The 18571-nt window shown below is 36.4% G+C and carries 15 protein-coding genes; all 15 read left to right on the top strand.

What is annotated here, in order from left to right:
- Positions 1 to 18 precede the first annotated feature (18 nt).
- The 15 genes from iolB to BK577_RS22460 all read left to right on the top strand — a co-directional run bounded on the left by iolB (position 19) and on the right by BK577_RS22460 (position 18557).
- Positions 19 to 834, top strand: a complete 816-nt coding sequence (iolB, locus tag BK577_RS22530; RefSeq protein WP_078435001.1) for a 5-deoxy-glucuronate isomerase — start codon at positions 19 to 21, stop codon at positions 832 to 834.
- 20 nt (positions 835 to 854) lie between these two features.
- A complete protein-coding gene (gene iolC, locus BK577_RS22525; RefSeq protein ID WP_078435369.1) occupies positions 855 to 1847 on the top strand; it encodes a 5-dehydro-2-deoxygluconokinase in 993 nt (330 codons plus the stop codon).
- 15 nt (positions 1848 to 1862) lie between these two features.
- The gene (gene iolD / locus BK577_RS22520; protein WP_078435000.1) at positions 1863 to 3776 is read left to right on the top strand and encodes a 3D-(3,5/4)-trihydroxycyclohexane-1,2-dione acylhydrolase (decyclizing); all 1914 of its coding nucleotides are present in this window, start codon (positions 1863 to 1865) and stop codon (positions 3774 to 3776) included.
- A gap of 13 nt (positions 3777 to 3789) precedes the next feature.
- On the top strand, positions 3790 to 4701 hold the full coding sequence (gene iolE / locus BK577_RS22515; protein ID WP_078434999.1) for a myo-inosose-2 dehydratase: 912 nt from the start codon (positions 3790 to 3792) through the stop codon (positions 4699 to 4701).
- Between the two features lie 112 nt (positions 4702 to 4813).
- A complete protein-coding gene (iolG, locus tag BK577_RS22510; protein WP_078434998.1) occupies positions 4814 to 5851 on the top strand; it encodes a bifunctional inositol 2-dehydrogenase/D-chiro-inositol 1-dehydrogenase in 1038 nt (345 codons plus the stop codon).
- 20 nt (positions 5852 to 5871) lie between these two features.
- The gene (gene iolI, locus BK577_RS22505) at positions 5872 to 6723 is read left to right on the top strand and encodes a 2-keto-myo-inositol isomerase (protein ID WP_078434997.1); all 852 of its coding nucleotides are present in this window, start codon (positions 5872 to 5874) and stop codon (positions 6721 to 6723) included.
- Positions 6724 to 6757: 34 nt separating this feature from the next.
- Positions 6758 to 7633: a class II fructose-1,6-bisphosphate aldolase gene (gene fba / locus BK577_RS22500; RefSeq protein ID WP_139367416.1), complete on the top strand. Its 876-nt coding sequence runs from the start codon at positions 6758 to 6760 to the stop codon at positions 7631 to 7633.
- 448 nt (positions 7634 to 8081) lie between these two features.
- The gene (locus BK577_RS22495) at positions 8082 to 9074 is read left to right on the top strand and encodes a LacI family DNA-binding transcriptional regulator (RefSeq protein WP_078434995.1); all 993 of its coding nucleotides are present in this window, start codon (positions 8082 to 8084) and stop codon (positions 9072 to 9074) included.
- Positions 9075 to 9477: 403 nt separating this feature from the next.
- The gene (locus tag BK577_RS22490; RefSeq protein WP_078434994.1) at positions 9478 to 10938 is read left to right on the top strand and encodes a CoA-acylating methylmalonate-semialdehyde dehydrogenase; all 1461 of its coding nucleotides are present in this window, start codon (positions 9478 to 9480) and stop codon (positions 10936 to 10938) included.
- Between the two features lie 134 nt (positions 10939 to 11072).
- Complete coding sequence (locus BK577_RS22485; protein ID WP_078434993.1) at positions 11073 to 11954, top strand: sugar phosphate isomerase/epimerase family protein; 882 nt, start codon at positions 11073 to 11075, stop codon at positions 11952 to 11954.
- 413 nt (positions 11955 to 12367) lie between these two features.
- Positions 12368 to 13033, top strand: coding sequence for an L-serine ammonia-lyase, iron-sulfur-dependent subunit beta (gene sdaAB / locus BK577_RS22480; RefSeq protein WP_078434992.1), 666 nt, complete (start codon positions 12368 to 12370; stop codon positions 13031 to 13033).
- A gap of 22 nt (positions 13034 to 13055) precedes the next feature.
- Positions 13056 to 13922 (top strand): L-serine ammonia-lyase, iron-sulfur-dependent, subunit alpha, encoded by an 867-nt coding sequence (sdaAA, locus tag BK577_RS22475; RefSeq protein ID WP_078434991.1) that lies wholly within the window; start codon positions 13056 to 13058, stop codon positions 13920 to 13922.
- A 219-nt stretch (positions 13923 to 14141) separates the two neighbouring features.
- Positions 14142 to 15062: a 1,4-dihydroxy-2-naphthoate polyprenyltransferase gene (locus BK577_RS22470; RefSeq protein ID WP_078434990.1), complete on the top strand. Its 921-nt coding sequence runs from the start codon at positions 14142 to 14144 to the stop codon at positions 15060 to 15062.
- A 184-nt stretch (positions 15063 to 15246) separates the two neighbouring features.
- Entirely contained in the window at positions 15247 to 16320 is a 1074-nt protein-coding gene (locus tag BK577_RS22465) for a GntR family transcriptional regulator (RefSeq protein WP_078434989.1), read from the top strand.
- A 479-nt stretch (positions 16321 to 16799) separates the two neighbouring features.
- Positions 16800 to 18557, top strand: coding sequence for a glycoside hydrolase family 2 protein (locus tag BK577_RS22460; protein ID WP_078434988.1), 1758 nt, complete (start codon positions 16800 to 16802; stop codon positions 18555 to 18557).
- The last annotated feature ends 14 nt before the right edge of the window (positions 18558 to 18571 follow it).

The following is an 18571-nucleotide window of genomic DNA, read 5'->3' as shown; positions in this document are numbered from 1 at the left end:
AAATAAGGAGGATCATGAATGAGTAGATTACTACGCAAACCAGTGCAAAAGGAATTGGCAAAGGGTGTTACTCTTGTACATGATGTAACATCTGAAAATTCAACTTTGGAGTATGTTGGCTTTAAAATGATCGATCTTGTACCTGGAGCACGATATACAGAAACGTTAGAAAAACAAGAATGTTGTATCGTTGCTGTAATAGGACAAATCAATGTAAGTGATCAGGAAGTATTATTTGATCGAATCGGAACGCGTGAATCAGTTTTTGAAAAGAAACCAACTGACAGTGTTTATGTTTCAAATGATAAAACCTTTGAAATTGAGGCAGTTAGTCAGGCGAGAGTTGCTTTATGTTATTCACCTTCAAATAAACAATTACCAACAAAACTCATCAGTGCTGCAGATAATGGTGTGGAGTATAGAGGCACAGGTAATAATAAACGTATGGTTCAAAATATTCTGCCTGATTCTGATCCTTCAGCTAATAGTTTACTAGTTGTAGAGGTCTTTACAGAAAGTGGTAACTGGTCCAGTTATCCTCCTCATAAGCATGATCAGGATAATTTGCCTGAGGAATCATTTTTGGAAGAAACATATTACCATGAAATGGATCCACCGCAGGGCTTTGTGTTCCAGCGAGTTTACACAGATGATCGCTCAATAGATGAAACAATGACAGTCGAAAATAGTGACATGGTCATTGTACCTGTTGGTTATCATCCAGTTGGAGTTCCTGAAGGATATACGTCTTACTATTTAAATGTAATGGCAGGTCCTACACGAGTTTGGAAGTTTCATAATGATCCTGACCATGAATGGATTTTAAAACGATAACAAAAGGAGATGTGATGGACATGAAAGTGAATTTTAATACAGATAAAGAGTTTGATATTATCGCAATTGGCCGTGCGTGTATTGATTTAAATGCTGTTGAGTATAACCGCCCAATGGAAGAGACAATGACATTCTCAAAGTATGTTGGTGGATCTCCTGCAAACATAGCAATTGGTAGTGCAAAACTGGGCTTGAAAGCAGGTTTTATTGGAAAGCTTGCTGATGACCAGCACGGTCGTTTTATTGAAAAATATATGAGAGAAGCGGGGATTGATACAACGAATTTTGTTGTCGATCAAGAAGGCCATAAAACCGGATTGGCGTTTACAGAAATTAAAAGCCCTGAAGAATGCAGCATCCTTATGTACCGTCAGGATGTTGCAGATCTTTATTTAACTCCGGCAGAAGTGAATGAGGACTACATTAAAAGGTCAAAAGTTTTACTTGTATCAGGTACTGCACTCTCTAAGAGTCCGTCCCGTGAAGCTGTCATTAAGGCAGTTAGTTTGGCTAAAAAGAATGATGTTAAAGTCATTTTTGAATTAGACTACCGTCCATATTCATGGGAAAACCAAGAGGAAACAGCTGTATATTACTCCTTGGTTGCCGAGCAATCAGATGTTGTTATTGGAACTCGTGATGAATATGATGCCCTTGAAAACCGAACAACAGAAGGTAAAAACGAGGATACTGTTAACTACTTATTTATGCATTCTCCTGAATTAGTCGTTATTAAGCATGGTGTTGAAGGGTCTTATGCGTATACCAAGTCAGGTGAAACTTTTAGAGGAAAAGCATACAAAACAAAGGTTTTAAAAACATTTGGTGCCGGAGATTCCTATGCTTCAGCTTTTCTTTTCGCACTAATTTCAGGGAAAGATATTGAAACAGCATTAAAGTATGGAAGTGCATCAGCATCCATCGTTGTAAGTAAACATAGCTCATCAGAAGCAATGCCGACAGTAGAAGAAATTGAGGCATTAATTGATAAAAATGAAACAATATCTGTTTGATAGAGGTGAAAAAGGATGGAAACAATTCGATTAACAACAGCGCAAGCTTTGGTTAAATTTATACAGCAGCAATATGTTTCAATTGATGGTGAAGAACAGCCTTTTGTTGAAGGAATCTTTAACATCTTTGGACATGGCAATGTATTAGGTTTTGGAGAGGCACTTGAACAAAATCCCGGAAACTTAAAAATAATACAAGGTAAAAACGAGCAGGGGATGGCACATGCGGCTATTGCTTACAGTAAACAAATGCTAAGAAAGAAAATTTATGCGGTTACAACTTCAAGTGGTCCAGGTTCTGCAAACTTAGTTACGGCTGCAGGTACAGCACTTGCGAATAATATTCCGATTCTTTTACTTCCTGCAGACACTTATGCAACGCGCCAGCCTGATCCGGTTTTACAACAGGTAGAGCAGGAACATAGTATTGCGATAACAACAAATGATGCTCTTCAGCCATTATCCCGATATTGGGATCGAATCACACGTCCTGAACAGTTAATGTCAAGCTTAATTCGTGCATTTGAAGTGATGACAGATCCAGCAAAGGCAGGTCCGGCTACCATCTGTATTTCCCAGGATATAGAAGGGGAAGCATTTGATTATGATGTGAAGTTCTTTGAAAAACGAGTGCATTATATCGACCGCCGTCTCCCTAACCAGCGTGAATTAGATGGAGCTGCCGAGCTAATTAAAGCAAGTAAAAAACCTGTGATTGTTGTTGGTGGAGGAGCAAAGTATTCAGAAGCAAGAGAAGCTCTCATCGAAATTTCGGAAAGATATGATATTCCATTAGTTGAAACACAGGCTGGTAAATCAGCTGTTGAATCTTCATTTAAAAACAACCTTGGAGGACTAGGTATTACCGGAACTTCTGCAGCGAATAAAGCGGCACAACAAGCTGATCTCATTATTGGTGTCGGTACAAGATTTACAGATTTCGCCACATCCTCTAAGACAATCTTTAACTTTGAAAAAACTAAATTCTTAAACATAAATGTTAGTCGTATGCAAGCATACAAATTAGATGCCTTTCCAGTGGTGGCAGATGCTAAGTCTACAACTGAAGCCTTAGTTCCTATGTTGGAAGGATATAAGAGTGAATTCGGTACTCTTATTGATGAGTTGCAAGAAGAATGGTTAGTTGAACGTGATAGATTAAGTAAGGTGACATTTACTAGAGAAAATTTTGATCCGGAAATAAAAAACCATTTCTCTCAAGAATTATTCAATGAATATGCAGATGCATTAAATACTGAATTACCGCAGACAACTGCATTGCTTACAATCAATGAAACAATTGATCCGGACAGTATTATTATCTGTGCTGCAGGGTCATTACCTGGTGATCTTCAACGACTATGGCATGCTGAGGTACCAAATACGTATCACCTCGAGTATGGTTATTCTTGTATGGGATATGAGGTTTCCGGTACATTAGGTTTGAAACTGGCTGAGCCGGATAAGGAAGTATACGCAATTGTTGGAGATGGAAGTTTCCTTATGCTACATTCTGAATTTATTACTGCTCTTCAATACAATAAGAAAATTAATATTCTCCTGTTTGATAACTCAGGTTACGGATGTATTAACAACTTACAAATGGATTTCGGAAATGGTAGCTATTTCTGTGAATTCAGAACAGATGACAACCAAATTATGAACATTGATTATGCAAAAGTTGCTGAAGGATATGGAGCAAAGGCATACCGCGCAAATACAGTTGAGGAATTAAAATCAGCTCTTGAGGATGCTAAAAATCAAGACAGATCAACTTTAATTGAAATGAAAGTGCTGCCAAAAACGATGACAGATGGGTATGATGGCAGCTGGTGGAATTTGGGTGTACCAGAAGTTTCGCCTCAAGAAGGTGTTCAAAAGTCATACGAGACAAAACAACAAAAACTACAAAATGCAAAGCAATATTAATAGAGGTGAGCTCATGAATAATCAAGATATTCTTTGGGGAATTGCTCCCATTGGTTGGAGAAATGATGATATACCGGAAATTGGGAAGGAAAATACGTTATCACATTTGTTAAGTGATATTGTTGTTGCAGGTTTTCAAGGAACAGAGGTTGGCGGATTTTTCCCGGAGCCAAAAATTTTAAATAAAGAGCTTAATCTACGAAATTTAAAAATTGCCGGTAAATGGTTTAGTAGCTTTATTATTCGAGACGGTCTTGAAGAAGCTGCAAAAGAATTTCATCAGCATTGTGCATATCTTCAAGAAGTGAATGCCAGTGTGGCTGTAGTGTCAGAACAGACATACAGTATTCAAGGAACTGAAAAGAATGTGTTTGGAGAAAAGCCATACTTTACTGATGAAGAGTGGGATGTTTTATGCGTAGGGTTAAATGAGCTTGGAAAAATAGCAGAACAGTATAATCTTAAACTCGTTTTCCATCACCATATGGGTACAGGTGTGCAAACTTTAGAAGAAATTAATCGTCTTATGGAGAACACAGACCCTAATCATGTTCATTTACTTTATGATACCGGTCATATATACGTTTCAGATGGGGATTATATGTCGCTTTTGCTTAAGCATATTGATCGTATCAAACACGTTCATTTTAAGGATTCACGACAAGAAGTACTAAATCAATGTAAAGAAATCGGGAGATCATTTTTACAGTCATTTTTAAATGGAATGTTTACTGTTCCTGGAGATGGATGTATTGATTTCACAGAGGTCTATCAATTCTTACTTGATCACAATTATAAAGGATGGATCGTCATTGAAGCAGAACAAGATCCAGCCATAGCTCACCCTTTAGAATATGCTTTACTTACAAGAAAATATATTGATAAAAAGCTCCTAAAAACAAAGGATGAAATCGTTAAAAACTAACTTTATGAAAAGGTAATTTTTAGGGACTTAGAGGTTACATGACTCTACTGCCTATATTGGTATGAAAGCATTAACCTAGTAGGTTAAATAAAATGTTTGGGAGGAATAGAGCATGACATTAAGATTCGGAGTAATCGGTACAGGTGCAATAGGTAGAGAACATATTAAACGTATTAGCAATAAGTTAGCAGGTGGAAAAATCGTTGCTGTAACAGATGTGAATCAAGCGTCTGCAGAAGATGCGGTAAAGAGTTTTGCGCTTGATGCAGTTGTTTATCCAAATGACTTAGCACTTCTTGCTGCTGACAATGTTGATGCTGTTCTTGTAACAAGCTGGGGTCCTGCTCATGAGGCGAGCGTATTAGCGGCAATTGAAGCTGGAAAATATGTATTCGTTGAGAAACCATTGGCTACAACAGCTGAAGGTTGCATGAGAATTGTTGAAGCAGAAATGAAACACGGTAAGCGTCTTGTACAGGTAGGATTTATGCGTCGTTATGATAGCGGGTATGTTCAATTAAAAGAAGCGATCGAAAACAACTTTATTGGTGAGCCGCTAATGATACGTGCTGCACACAGAAATCCGGAAGTTGGAAAGAATTATACGACAGATATGGCCATTCATGACACATTAATTCATGAAATTGATGTTCTGCATTGGTTAGTTAATGATGATTATCAAACGGTTCAAGTGGCTTATCCGAAAAAATCAAAGCATGCACATGAAAATCTTAAAGATCCGCAAATTGTGACACTTGAAACAAAAGGTGGAATCGTGATCACTGCGGAAATTAATGTGAACTGTAAATACGGTTATGATATTCAATGTGAAGTTATCGGTGAGGAAGGGATTGTTAGCTTACCTGAATTCCAGAGCATTTCATTCCGCAAAAATGCGATGTTCGGTACACATGTATTAATGGATTGGAAAGATCGGTTTATTGATGCGTATGACAAAGAGCTTCAAGATTTTATGGATTCAATTAAGAAAACAGGGGAACCGAACGGTCCGACTTCATGGGATGGTTATATTGCACAGGTAACAGCTGATGCTGCCATTAAAGCACAAGATTCAGGGGAAAAAGAGACGATTACTTTACAAGAGAAACCAGTTTTTTATAGTAAACCAACCGAAGCAGTAAATGCTTAATTTTTAAGGAGAGATGAGCTATGAAACTATGTTTTAATCAGGCAACAACATTAGAAAATTCAAACCTTGTAAAAGACTTAGAGTATTGTGAAAAACATGGTTATGATTTTATTGAGATTCGCACAATGGATAAATTACCAGAATATCTTCAAAACCATTCGATTAATGATTTAGCTCATTTCTTTAAATCAAACCACATCAAGCCACTGGCGCTAAATGCACTTGTTTTCTTTAACAATCGCGATGAAGCTGGGCTTAAGGAAACAATTGCTGAATTTAAAAACATGCTGGAAGTAGCAGGAGAAATTGGTGCTCAATATATCGTAGCTGTTCCACTTGTAACACAAGAGAAAATCTTGAAAACAGATATTAAAGATAGTTGTGTAGAAGTGCTAAAAGAATTATCAGAACTAGCAGAACCGTATGGTGTTAACATTGCACTGGAATTTGTCGGTCATCCTCAATGTACAGTGAATACATTCGGTCAAGCCTATGATATTGTGGAAGCGGTTGATCGTGAAAATGTTGGCTTAGTCTTAGATGCGTTCCACTTCCATGCGATGGGATCAGATCTGGAAGACCTTAAAAATGCTGATGGTTCTAAAATATTTATCTTCCATATTGATGATACAGAGGATTTTCCAATCGGTTTCTTAACAGATGAAGATCGTGTGTGGCCGGGATTAGGTACAATTGATTTAGAAAGTATGTTGAACATTTTAAAAGATAAAGGTTACTCAGGTCCGGCATCAGTAGAAATCTTTAGACCGGAGTACTATCAATTAGATGCAGAAGAAGCAATCAAAACAGCGAAAGAAACAACATTAGAAGTTATTTCTAACTACTATAATGTTGAAATTGCCTCTAAGTAAGGAATTTTAAACATAGCTAAGGAGGTGTATGCTAGTGACTTTAGTCCCGATGAAAGAAATGCTTCTAAAGGCAAAAGAAGGGAAGTATGCTGTCGGTCAATTTAATATAAATAGTTTACAATGGGCTCAAGCAATCCTTCAGGCTGCTGAAGAGGAACAATCGCCGGTCATTGTAGCAGCCTCGGACCGGCTGGTGGATGACTTAGGAGGATTTAAAACCATATCTGCGATGGTAAAAGCTCTAATGGAAGAAATGAACATTACAGTTCCTGTAGCGTTACACCTTGATCACGGAATGTCTGTCAAGAGATGTAAACAAGCGATTGATGCCGGCTTTACATCCGTTATGATAGACGGATCACACTTCTCTATTGATCAAAATATTCAAATGACAAAGCAAGTTGTCGACTATGCACATTCTAAAAATGTTTCTGTTGAAGCAGAAGTTGGAACGGTTGGTGGAATGGAAGATGGCCTTATTGGCGGTGTGAAATATGCTGATCCAAGCGAGTGTGTTCGACTTGTTGAACAAGCAGGGGTAGACGCGCTCGCTGCTGCACTGGGATCTGTTCATGGTCCTTACCAAGGTGAGCCGAAACTTGGCTTTGATGAAATGAAACAAATTTCAGAACTAACGGGTATACCACTTGTCCTGCATGGTGGTTCGGGAATACCAGACTACCAGATTAGAAAAGCAATCGAATTAGGCCATGCAAAAATTAATGTAAATACAGAGTGTCTACAAGCATGGACAAAAGCGGTGCGTGAGAAGTTAAATAGTGACTTGGAAGTATATGATCAACGCGCTATTACAACACCAGGTAAAGAAGCTATAGTTGATACTGTTAAGGGGAAAATGAGAGAATTTCAATCAAGCAGAAAAGCAATAGCGTTTGCTGAAAGTTTCTAACAAGAGACTAAGGCTGTGCTTAAGGGGCCTTCTATCAAAAGAGACAGTGAATTATGGAGTTGCAAAAAACAAGTGGAAATTGCAAAAAAAATAAAAAGAGTTGCAAGAATAATTTCATTTATGCAAAATAACAGAAAAAGTTGCAAAAAAATCACATAACTTGCAAGAATGAGTTCACTTAAATTCAAAAATGCCATAGATTGCCCGATAGAACGGTGCTTTTTACTCATTGATAAAGTAGTTTGTGTGTCCATACTTTCACTTTTTTTCATTTCTTACTTAACATATGAAAAAATCGTATTTATTTCTTTCACGTGGTAAAATAGTTTGGAATTGACCTATTTCTAAAAGTTCTTTATAAACGATATATAGAATAAACGTATGAAAACGAGTGGGAGTTTAGATACTATTTCTGCTTCATTGTGTCAACTGAAGGTGAGTGAAATAAATGAAAATGAGTGATGTTGCAAAATTAGCCAATGTATCGCCTGCAACAGTTTCCAGAGTGTTAAGCAATCCTGATTTAGTCAGCAAAGAAACAAGGGAAAAAGTGATGGAGGTTATCAATAAAGTAAATTATAAGCCCCATATTGTTGCAAGGCAGTTTAGAACAAAGGAAACGAAAATTATACTTGTCGTCGTGCCTGATATTACAAGCGCTTTCTTCTCAAAGGTTTTACGGGGGATCGAACATGTCGCTGTTCAAAATGGCTATCAGGTTATTTTAGGAGATACTGAAAACGATACTGAAAGAGAACAAGAATATATCAATTTATTACTGCAAAAACAAGCGGATGGAATGGTCCTATTAACGGCCAGACAAGATAAAACCCAACTGGAAGAGATAGCTGAGCATTTTCCAATGGTTTTGGCGTGCGAATATATGGATGGGTTAAATGTTCCCACTGTTTCAATCGATAACATTAGTAGTGCGAGAAAAGCGACAGAACATTTAATTCAGCAGGGACATACAAAAATTGCTCATATTACAGGACCTATAAATGTAATCCTAAGCAGGGATCGATTAAGAGGCTTTCAACAAGCAATGATGAGTCATGATTTGGAGATCGATTCAGCATATATTCAGGAAGGTGACTTTACCTTTGAATCAGGCTATCATCAAATGTTAAAGTTACTAGCCTTAGAAACACCGCCTTCAGCTGTTTTCGTTTTTAATGATGAAATGGCAATGGGTGTAATAAAAGCTGTGAAAGATAGTCATTTGTCAATACCGGAAAATGTGGCTGTTGTTGGGTTTGATAATATAAAAATGTCATCTGTGATTGAGCCAAATTTAACGACAATTAATCAGCCGAAGTACGAAATAGGGAAAAAGGCAATGGAGTTATTATTGAAATTAATCAATGGTGAATCACTTCAAAAGAAAAAATTTGTTATGAAGGATGAACTGATTGTCAGAGAATCATCAGTGAAAAATTAGGAAAGCCATGGAATGGATGATGCTAGTTTCTTCATTCCTTGGCGGAAAAGTTAGGATATACGTACTAAAATAGTTGTTTTATAATATACGATTAATGTAATCGATTTCAAACAAAACACAAAATGAATATATATGATAGCGAGATTTATAATTTGTTTCTTATAGTATAAACCTTTGAAAACCTTAGATAATACTTAAAAAAGCGTTTACAAAGTTGTGCTCTTCATTTAGAATGAGTCTTGTAGGAAGGTTATTTTGAAGATTTGGCTGAAATCGATTTCATTGGTTGATTATGTGAACCTGCTACTACTTTTCACGATCTTTACTAGTCTGCTAGTTAAAGAAATTGAAAACGATTAACGTAGTGTAATAGAGATTGTTAAAAAAGGGAGGAGTATTGATTATGTCAAACACAGTAACAGTTCAAAATTTAAGAAACTATATTGGTGGTAAATGGATAGAATCTAATTCCGGAAAAACAGAAGTTGTTCCAAATCCGGCAACTGGTGAAACATTAGCAAATGTACCCCTTTCTAGTCGTGAGGACTTGGACCATGCGGTTGAAGTAGCGGCAGAAGCGTTTAAAACTTGGAGCACAACGGCAGTACCTCGCAGAGCAAGAGTGCTTTTTAAATATCAACAATTACTTGTAGAGAATTGGGATGAATTAGCCCGCTTAGTAACCTTGGAAAATGGTAAAAGCTATAACGAAGCATACGGTGAAGTGCAACGTGGGATTGAATGTGTTGAGTTTGCTGCAGGTGCTCCTACTTTAATGATGGGAAAACAGCTTCCTGATATTGCAACAAATGTTGAATCAGGAATGTACCGCTATCCAATCGGTGTGATCGGGGGAATTTCACCATTTAACTTTCCAATGATGGTACCTTGTTGGATGTTCCCATTAGCGATTGCTTGTGGAAATACTTTCATATTAAAGCCTTCCGAGCGTACACCATTACTTGCAAATCGCCTCGCTGAGTTATTTACAGAAGCCGGTTTACCAGATGGAGTTTTAAACATTGTTCACGGTGCACATGATGTTGTAAATGGTTTGTTGGAACACCCTCAAGTGAGGGGGATTTCATTTGTTGGTTCTCAACCAGTTGCAGAATATGTTTATAAAACTGCTTCAAATCATGGCAAACGTGTTCAAGCTCTTGCTGGTGCAAAAAATCACTCAATCGTTATGCCAGATGCAGATTTAGATGGTGCTGTTAACCAAATCATGAACGCTGCATATGGATCAGCTGGAGAAAGATGTATGGCTGCTGCAGTTGTGGTTGCAGTTGGAGAAGTTGCAGATCCATTTATGGAAAAATTACTGGAAGCAGTAAATAATATTACAATCGGAAATGGATTAGATGAAGGAGTTTTCCTTGGACCGGTTATCCGTGATTCACATAAAGAAAGAACAGAGAGATACATTGAACTTGGAGAAAAAGAAGGAGCTACTTTAGTACGTGATGGACGCAAAGATGCTCAAGCTTCTGGAGAGGGTTACTTTGTAGGACCTACCATTTTTGACCATGTTAATACTGAAATGACCATTTGGAAGGAAGAAATCTTTGCTCCTGTATTATCAGTCGTTCGTGTAAACACATTAGATGAAGCAATTGCTTTAACGAATGAATCTGATTTTGCAAATGGCGCATGTATTTATACAACGAACGGCAGTCATGTACGACAATTTCGTGAAACAATAGATGCAGGTATGCTAGGTGTTAACTTAGGTGTTCCTGCACCGATGGCGTTCTTTCCATTCTCTGGTTGGAAGAAATCATTCTACGGAGATCTGCATGCAAATGGAACAGACGGTGTAGAATTCTATACTCGTAAAAAGATGGTAACAGCTCGCTGGTAATGTAAAAGGTTAGATGGAACAATCCTATGAATTAACTATTCGATTTCTTTGATTGTTCCTCTAAATCCAAAACTCCCACTAAATAAGAGAAGATAAATGTTAAATAAAAACAACATAAAAAGGAGATGTTTCCATTGCGATTGGCTTATGATCCATCACATTATCGTGATAATACAAATTTAAAAGATACAATTGATGCCGTTGCCAGATTAGGATATGAATATGTAGAGTTATCACCGCGCAAAGATTTTATTTGGTTTTATGAATATCCTAAGGTTGATAGACAGCTGATTAAAGATTTAAAAAGATATTGTTTAGATGCGGGTGTAAAAATCTCTTCAGTCCTTCCTGTACAACAATGGTCTTCACCGAATGAGGAAGAACGTCAAGCTGCAGTGAGGAATTGGAAGCGTTGTATTGAGATCACTTCTGATTTAGGAGTAGATTTAATGAACAGTGAATTTGCCGGAGACAAAAGCCGGCCGGTGGAAAGTGAAGGAGCTTTTGTTAAATCAATGGAAGAGCTCATGCCGCTTTTTGAAAAAGAAGGAATTAACCTTAATTTACAATCCCATCCTAATGATTTTATTGAGTTAAATACAGAAGCTATTCGAATGATTCGTGCATTTGATAAAGAGTGGATCAAGTTAGTCTATTCTGTTGCACATGCTTTCTTTTATGATGATGGTATCGGCGATGTAGAGAAACATTTGGAAGAAGCGGGTAGTTTGCTTGCTCACGTCCTAATTGCCGACACTCTGAATCATAAAGCAGCATTCGGACTGCGTTATATTGTAAATCCTCCAAATGCGAACGTAACGATTCATCAACACTTGAACCCTGGTGAAGGAGAAATAAACTTTGAAGCACTTTATCGAAAATTAAGAGAAATGAAGTTTGATGGAATTGTAACAAATTCAGTATTTGCTTATCCGGATAAACCGGAATGGTCCAATGAAGTAACATTGAAGTCTATAAGAGAAGGATTAAATATTAAAGAGGGATTAAATATTTAATACGTGAAAAACGTAGCGAAATAGTTATTATATATGGTGAAAAAACTTCAATTCCTTATTAATAAAGGAGATTGAAGTTTTTTTATATAGTAAGTTTCGAACCTTTCCGGTCTAAATGCACAAAGGGGTTCAAGTTTGATTGAATTTTACAAATACTTAATTCCTAATTTCCAACTAAAGTTTATTATGTTATGATACTTTTTGAGTTTGAAAGACTTTGATATTAAAATATTAAGGAATTATTTAGTTTATCTTTATGTGTAAGCGTTTACAAAATAGTTTGAATATTTCAGATTACAAGAAACCATCGACAACGAAATGAATAAAATGTGTATTAAAGCGTTGTGCCATAATGGTTAAGTTTAAATAAACAATAAGTAAAAGAAGTAGCTAATATAAAAGGTGGAATATAAATGAAGTATAGATCTGCATTTGATATTATTGGTCCCATTATGATCGGCCCCTCGAGTTCTCATACTGCTGGTGCAGCTAGAATCGGCAGAGTGGCAAGGACATTGTTTGGAAGAGAGCCGAAAAAGGCAATTATATCTTTATATGGCTCATTTGCCAAAACATATAAAGGTCATGGAACAGATGTTGCCATTGTTGGTGGTCTACTTGATTTTGATACTTTTGATGAACGAATTCCACAAGCTTTACAAATAGCTCAAAAAGCAGGGATTGAAATAGAATTTATTGTTGAAAGTCTCGTGACTGATCATCCAAACACAGTCAGAATTAACCTGTATGACGATAAAAATCATAAAATGGAAATCGTTGGTGTTTCAATTGGTGGAGGGTCCATAGAAATTACGGAATTAAATTCATTTCAACTTAAATTGTCAGGAGAATGTCCTGCCGTTTTAGTTGTGCACCAAGATAAGTTTGGTGCCATTTCCAGTGTTGCAAACATTCTGGCGAAATATGAATTAAATATTGGACATATGGAAGTATCACGGAAAGAAAAAGGTAATATGGCGATGATGGTGATTGAAGTTGACCAAAAAATCGAGAATGAGGTATTAAAAGAAATAGAAAAATTGCCAAACATTATTCAAACGATACGAATGGTAGAATAGATTGGGCTAAGGAGGTTTATTAATGATTAGGAACGTAGCCGAACTTGTAGAGCTGGCAGAAAGCAAACAAGTGAAAACAGCAGAGATCATGATCCAGCAGGAAATTAAGGTTTCGGGTCTTACAAGAGAAGAAATTATCGAAAAAATGGACAAAAACTTAACGGTTATGGAACAAGCGATTGAACGGGGGCTTAAAGGAGTACAGTCTTTTTCCGGACTGACTGGCGGAGATGCGGTATTGTTGCAGAATTATATGAAAAGCGGAAAAACGCTAACAGGCAATCTATTGTTAGATGCAGTGAGTAAGGCAGTTGCGACAAACGAAGTAAATGCCGCAATGGGAACAATTTGTGCAACTCCAACAGCCGGTTCAGCTGGAGTTGTTCCAGGGACACTATTTGCAGTAAAAGAAAAATTAAACCCGACACGTATGGAAATGATTGAATTCTTATTTACAGCTGCAGCATTTGGCTTTGTTGTTGCAAATAATGCCTCAATTTCCGGAGCTGCTGGCGGGTGTCAGGCAGAAGTTGGTTCTGCTAGCGGAATGGCAGCTGCTGCAATCGTTGAATTAGCAGGCGGTACACCAGCCCAAGCAGCTGAAGCGATGGCCATTACATTAAAAAATATGCTTGGTTTAGTTTGCGACCCTGTTGCAGGTTTAGTTGAGGTGCCTTGTGTGAAACGTAACGCAATGGGTGCTTCCAACGCGCTGACAGCAGCAGATATGGCATTGGCAGGAATTAAAAGTAAAATCCCATGTGATGAAGTCATTAATGCGATGTATCTGATTGGCCAAAGAATGCCCCTAGCACATAAAGAAACAGCAGAAGGTGGTCTAGCTGCAACTCCTACAGGAAAAAGATTAGCAAAAGAAATATTTGGTTAATAACGTCTCTCAGGTTAAGTGATGTTGTAATCAGAATCTATTAACATCTAAACGTTCTCTCCTTAAAATACATTTCATGTGGAGAGAATTTTTTTGTCCTGGAAGTTGTTTCATAGGAGGCTTTGTATAGATGGACAATAACTATTATGATATAACTAGAAAGTAGGTAGTTTCCTAACCTAATATAATGTCACTATCTGGTTTGAAAGGATTGAAATGATGGATCAACAAACACTGGGTAAAGAAAATAAAAATATGGGAAAACTGTTATGGCAACTAACCCGGCCTCATACGTTAACAGCATCCTTTATACCTGTTTTAATAGGAACTGTATCAGCGATGTTTTATATGAAGGTTGATATTATACTGTTTATCGCTATGTTATGTGCATGTCTTTTTCTTCAAATTGCTACAAATTTATTCAATGAATATTATGATTTTAAACGAGGATTGGATACGGAAGATTCGGTAGGGATTGGCGGCGCGATTGTACGTCATGGTATGAAACCAAGAACTGTATTACAGCTTGCTTTGGGATTATATAGTTTGGCGCTATTGTTAGGGATCTATATTTGTGCAAGTAGCAGTTGGTGGTTGGCGCTGATTGGAATTATTGGTATGGCAATTGGATACCTTTATACGGGAGGACCTCTTCCTATCGCGTATACACCCTTTGGTGAACTATTTGCCGGTCTATGTATGGGCTCTTTATTTGTATTAATTTCATTTTTTATTCAAACAAACACAATTAATCTTCAAATCATCTTACTATCTATTCCTATTGCTATTCTTGTTGGAGCTATTAATCTATCTAATAATATACGTGATATTGAAGAAGATACGAAAGGTGGAAGGAAGACTTTAGCTATTTTAATGGGGCATAGAAAAGCCGTCTATTTTCTGGCATTGTTATTTATTATTTCCTATATATGGATTGCTGGATTAGTTATAGTAGGTAATACAAGTCCTTGGCTTTTCCTTGTCTTATTAAGTGTACCAAAGCCGATTCAAGCAGTTAAAGGGTTCTTGGATAATGAGATTCCGATGAATACGGGTATAGCCATGAAAGCAACTGCGCAAACGAATACGATCTTTGGATTTCTTCTTTTTATTGGTCTGTTTATTAGTTATTATTTGTAAAAATCATCTTAATAATCAAGTTTCAAGTATAAGCCAATTTAGAGGAAGGGGATTAACGCCTTCTGTTCTAAATTGGCTTTTGTATTTCAGAATAATGCAACTGTTTGGATTAGAAATAAGGTGTAGTATTTTATATTAAGTCTTAGTATAATTAGTATTAATAATATACTAAGGGTGAGTTAAAATAAAAAATGAACCACTATACCAACAAATAAAAAATAGAATCAAAGAGCAAATCCAATCCGGTAAGCTGCGAGTAGGTGACAGAGTACCATCTGAAAAAGAATTAACGGAAGAATATCATGTGAGCCAAATTACAACAAAGAATGCATTAGCAGGACTCGCGGAAGAGGGAATTGTAGAAAGAATAAAAGGGAAAGGGACGTTTGTTTGTGAAAGCAGTCTCACAAGCTCAACTAGTATATCGAAAAAATCAAAAGGATTAATAGGATTTATTCTTCCTAGTATGAAAACGAAGATTGAGCAAGAGTTTGTTAATTATATTGAAAAATATGTTTCGAAAAATGGCTATCATCTAATTATAAAGATCACGCGGGAATCTCAGTTTGAAGAAGCTGATGCAATTGCAATGTTCAGAAAGCTTGATGTAAAGGGAATGATCATTTTTCCTACAGAAAAGGAAACATACAATGAAGCAGTACTCAGGCTATCACTGGATAAATTCCCTCTGGTCTTAATTGATCGATACATGGAGAATATATTGACTTATAGTGTAACCTCTGAAAATGAATCTGGAACCTATGAGGCGATCTCTTATTTTTTGGAAGAAGGTCATACAAACATTGGTCTTGTTTCACCAATTATTACGAATACTGTTACAGCTGAAAGAGCTAAAGGCTTTGAAAAGGCTTTTTTAAATAAGGGAACGACTATCAATAAAAATCAATGGCTTACTTTAAACTTTAATGATATTTCAGCTGGAAAAACCCCTACACTTATCAAAGAATTTTTATTAAGTAAGTCTGAAATAACAGCTGTATTTACGATGAATGCTGAACTGGCTTTATATACTCATGAAGCTATTAAATCAATTAAAAAAGAAGCATCGAGAGACATTGAATTGCTATCATTTGACCCAGCGGGAATATCTGGGGTTTCCTTTATAAAACAGAATATTGCCGAATGTAGTAAAAAAACAGTGAACTTGCTTTTAGAGCAACTTGAAGGTCATTACAATCCAAAAAGAATATACGTTCCTGTTGATCTGAAAATTGTAAAAGATGAAGAAAGTATTTGAAGGTTAACAAATACTTTCGGTGATTAAACATTCAAGATTAAACCGTGCATAGTTTAGGTAATTATAATGTACGGTTTTTTGTGACTCCTTATTGGTTCCTTTATCTTGCTATCCCGTACTCAATAACCATCCTGGATGCTCCATTTCCAAGTTTTTGTGAACAGGACGGGAGTGTTCACAATATGAGCAAACTATGGTTAGTTTATAAACTAAGTATATTTTATACTAAATTTAGTATGTAATATCCAGATTTATTATATTAACATCTTTTTTGAAAGCGCTTAAATTATTATTTCTTATAAAAAATATTGGTTTAAATGAACTTAATTATTAGGAGAAAAGAATTAATTTAGTATATAAAGGTATATTTTATATTAAATTTAGTATATAAGTTATATTCATTATGTAATAATATTTGTGTAAGCACTTCCAAAGTTCTGAGTGTATAAACAAGTTTTTGGTTAAAGGAGATTTATAGAATGATAAATAATAGCATTCCTAGAGAGGAATATCCTAGGCCTCAATTTGAAAGAGCAGAATGGTTGAACTTAAATGGTGAATGGAACTTTAAATTTGATAAAGAAAACAATGGTGAAAAAGAGAAGTGGTACAAGAAATTCGACGCCGAAAAAAAAATCATTGTTCCATTTACATATGAAACAAAAGCCAGTGGAATCGAGGAGGAAGAATTTTGTCCACATATTTGGTATCAGAAGAAAATAACGATTCCTTCTGAATACGAGGGCAAGGAAATCGTCCTTCATTTCCAGGCAGCAGATTATAAGACAAAGCTATGGGTGAATGGGAGGTTTGTTGGTGAACGAAAAGGCGGGCAAATCGCTTTTTCTTTCAATATAACAGACTACTTAGAAGAAACAAATGAACTGGACATTGTTGTAAAAAACGAGGATAGCCAAAGCTGCTTTCAACCACGTGGAAAACAAAGATGGTTGGATCAGAGTTATGAATGCTGGTATGTTCAAACAACAGGCATTTGGCAAACGGTATGGCTTGAGTTTTTAAATGATACACATATTCATGCTGTAAAAATAACCCCTGATGTAGATTCTGAATCAGTTGAATTTGTCTATGAAGTAGGGGGGAACATTGATTCTTCCTATGTGTTGAAAACGTCTATTTCCTTTAAGGGTTTACCCATAAAGACATTTGATCAAGTAGTTAGCCGTCCAAACCAAACAATAAATACAAATATTGCAAGTGAGTTCCATCATTGGAGAGTTGTTCATTGGAGTCCACATTCTCCTAACTTATACGATGTTACATTTACATTACTTAAAAATGGTGAAGTCATAGATCTTGTAAAATCGTATTTTGGTATGAGAAAGATATCAATAGAGAACGGAAATGTAATGCTTAATAATATTCCAATCTATCAAAAGCTCATTTTAGATCAGGGTTATTGGGAGGAATCCCATTTAACACCACCTTCCGAAGAAGCCATACTTGAGGATATTGATAAAACTTTCGCGATGGGCTTTAACGGAGTAAGAAAACATATGAAGGTGGAAGATCAACGATATCTTTATTGGGCGGATAAAAAGGGTCTCCTTGTTTGGTCTGAAATGGCTGCAACATATGAGTTTTCAGATGAGGCTGTTCAAAACTTTACTGAGGAATGGATGGAGGTTGTCAAGCAACACTATAATCACCCAAGTATTATTGTATGGACACCGTTTAATGAGTCATGGGGTGTGAAAAATGTTTTTACAGACCGTAAGCAACAAAAGTTCACAGAGGGAATTTATCATCTCACAAAAGCAATCGACAGTATGAGGCCGGTGATTGTAAACGATGGATGGGAGCACACAGTATCAGACATCATTACATTGCACGATTATGTGGAATATGGAGATGAATTTTTAAACCGATATAAAGATAAAGAAAAGGTAGTTAATAATGAAATAGCTTTCAATAAACATAAGCATGCCATGGCACAAGGTTATGAGTATAAAGGGCAACCAATCATCATCAGTGAGTACGGTGGTATTGCCTTCAACTCGGAAAAAGGTTGGGGATATGGAAATCAAGTGAAGAATGAAGAAGATTTTCTAAAACGCTATGAATCTATTACACAAGGAATTAAAGATACTCCATATATTAGCGGGTTTTGTTATACACAAATTACAGATGTTCAGCAAGAGATTAATGGACTTCTAAATGAAGATCGAACACCAAAAGTCGACTTAACCAAAATTAAAGAGATTAACAGTAAATAATTTTAACACAGATA

Origin of the sequence: Metabacillus halosaccharovorans (genome assembly GCF_002019635.1) — a bacterium.
Classification (GTDB): domain Bacteria; phylum Bacillota; class Bacilli; order Bacillales; family Bacillaceae; genus Metabacillus; species Metabacillus halosaccharovorans.
Note: the sequence above shows the minus strand (reverse complement) of the source record. Positions and strands in the feature narration are given on the sequence as shown.

Coding starts and splice junctions, on each gene's coding strand:
- iolG (WP_078434998.1), top strand. CDS start 4,814: ATGACATTAAGATTCGGAGTAATCGGTACAGGTGCAATAGGTAGAGAA.
- BK577_RS22490 (WP_078434994.1), top strand. CDS start 9,478: ATGTCAAACACAGTAACAGTTCAAAATTTAAGAAACTATATTGGTGGT.
- BK577_RS22495 (WP_078434995.1), top strand. CDS start 8,082: ATGAAAATGAGTGATGTTGCAAAATTAGCCAATGTATCGCCTGCAACA.
- BK577_RS22460 (WP_078434988.1), top strand. CDS start 16,800: ATGATAAATAATAGCATTCCTAGAGAGGAATATCCTAGGCCTCAATTT.
- sdaAB (WP_078434992.1), top strand. CDS start 12,368: ATGAAGTATAGATCTGCATTTGATATTATTGGTCCCATTATGATCGGC.
- BK577_RS22470 (WP_078434990.1), top strand. CDS start 14,142: ATGGATCAACAAACACTGGGTAAAGAAAATAAAAATATGGGAAAACTG.
- iolE (WP_078434999.1), top strand. CDS start 3,790: ATGAATAATCAAGATATTCTTTGGGGAATTGCTCCCATTGGTTGGAGA.
- iolD (WP_078435000.1), top strand. CDS start 1,863: ATGGAAACAATTCGATTAACAACAGCGCAAGCTTTGGTTAAATTTATA.
- iolI (WP_078434997.1), top strand. CDS start 5,872: ATGAAACTATGTTTTAATCAGGCAACAACATTAGAAAATTCAAACCTT.
- sdaAA (WP_078434991.1), top strand. CDS start 13,056: ATGATTAGGAACGTAGCCGAACTTGTAGAGCTGGCAGAAAGCAAACAA.
- iolB (WP_078435001.1), top strand. CDS start 19: ATGAGTAGATTACTACGCAAACCAGTGCAAAAGGAATTGGCAAAGGGT.
- iolC (WP_078435369.1), top strand. CDS start 855: ATGAAAGTGAATTTTAATACAGATAAAGAGTTTGATATTATCGCAATT.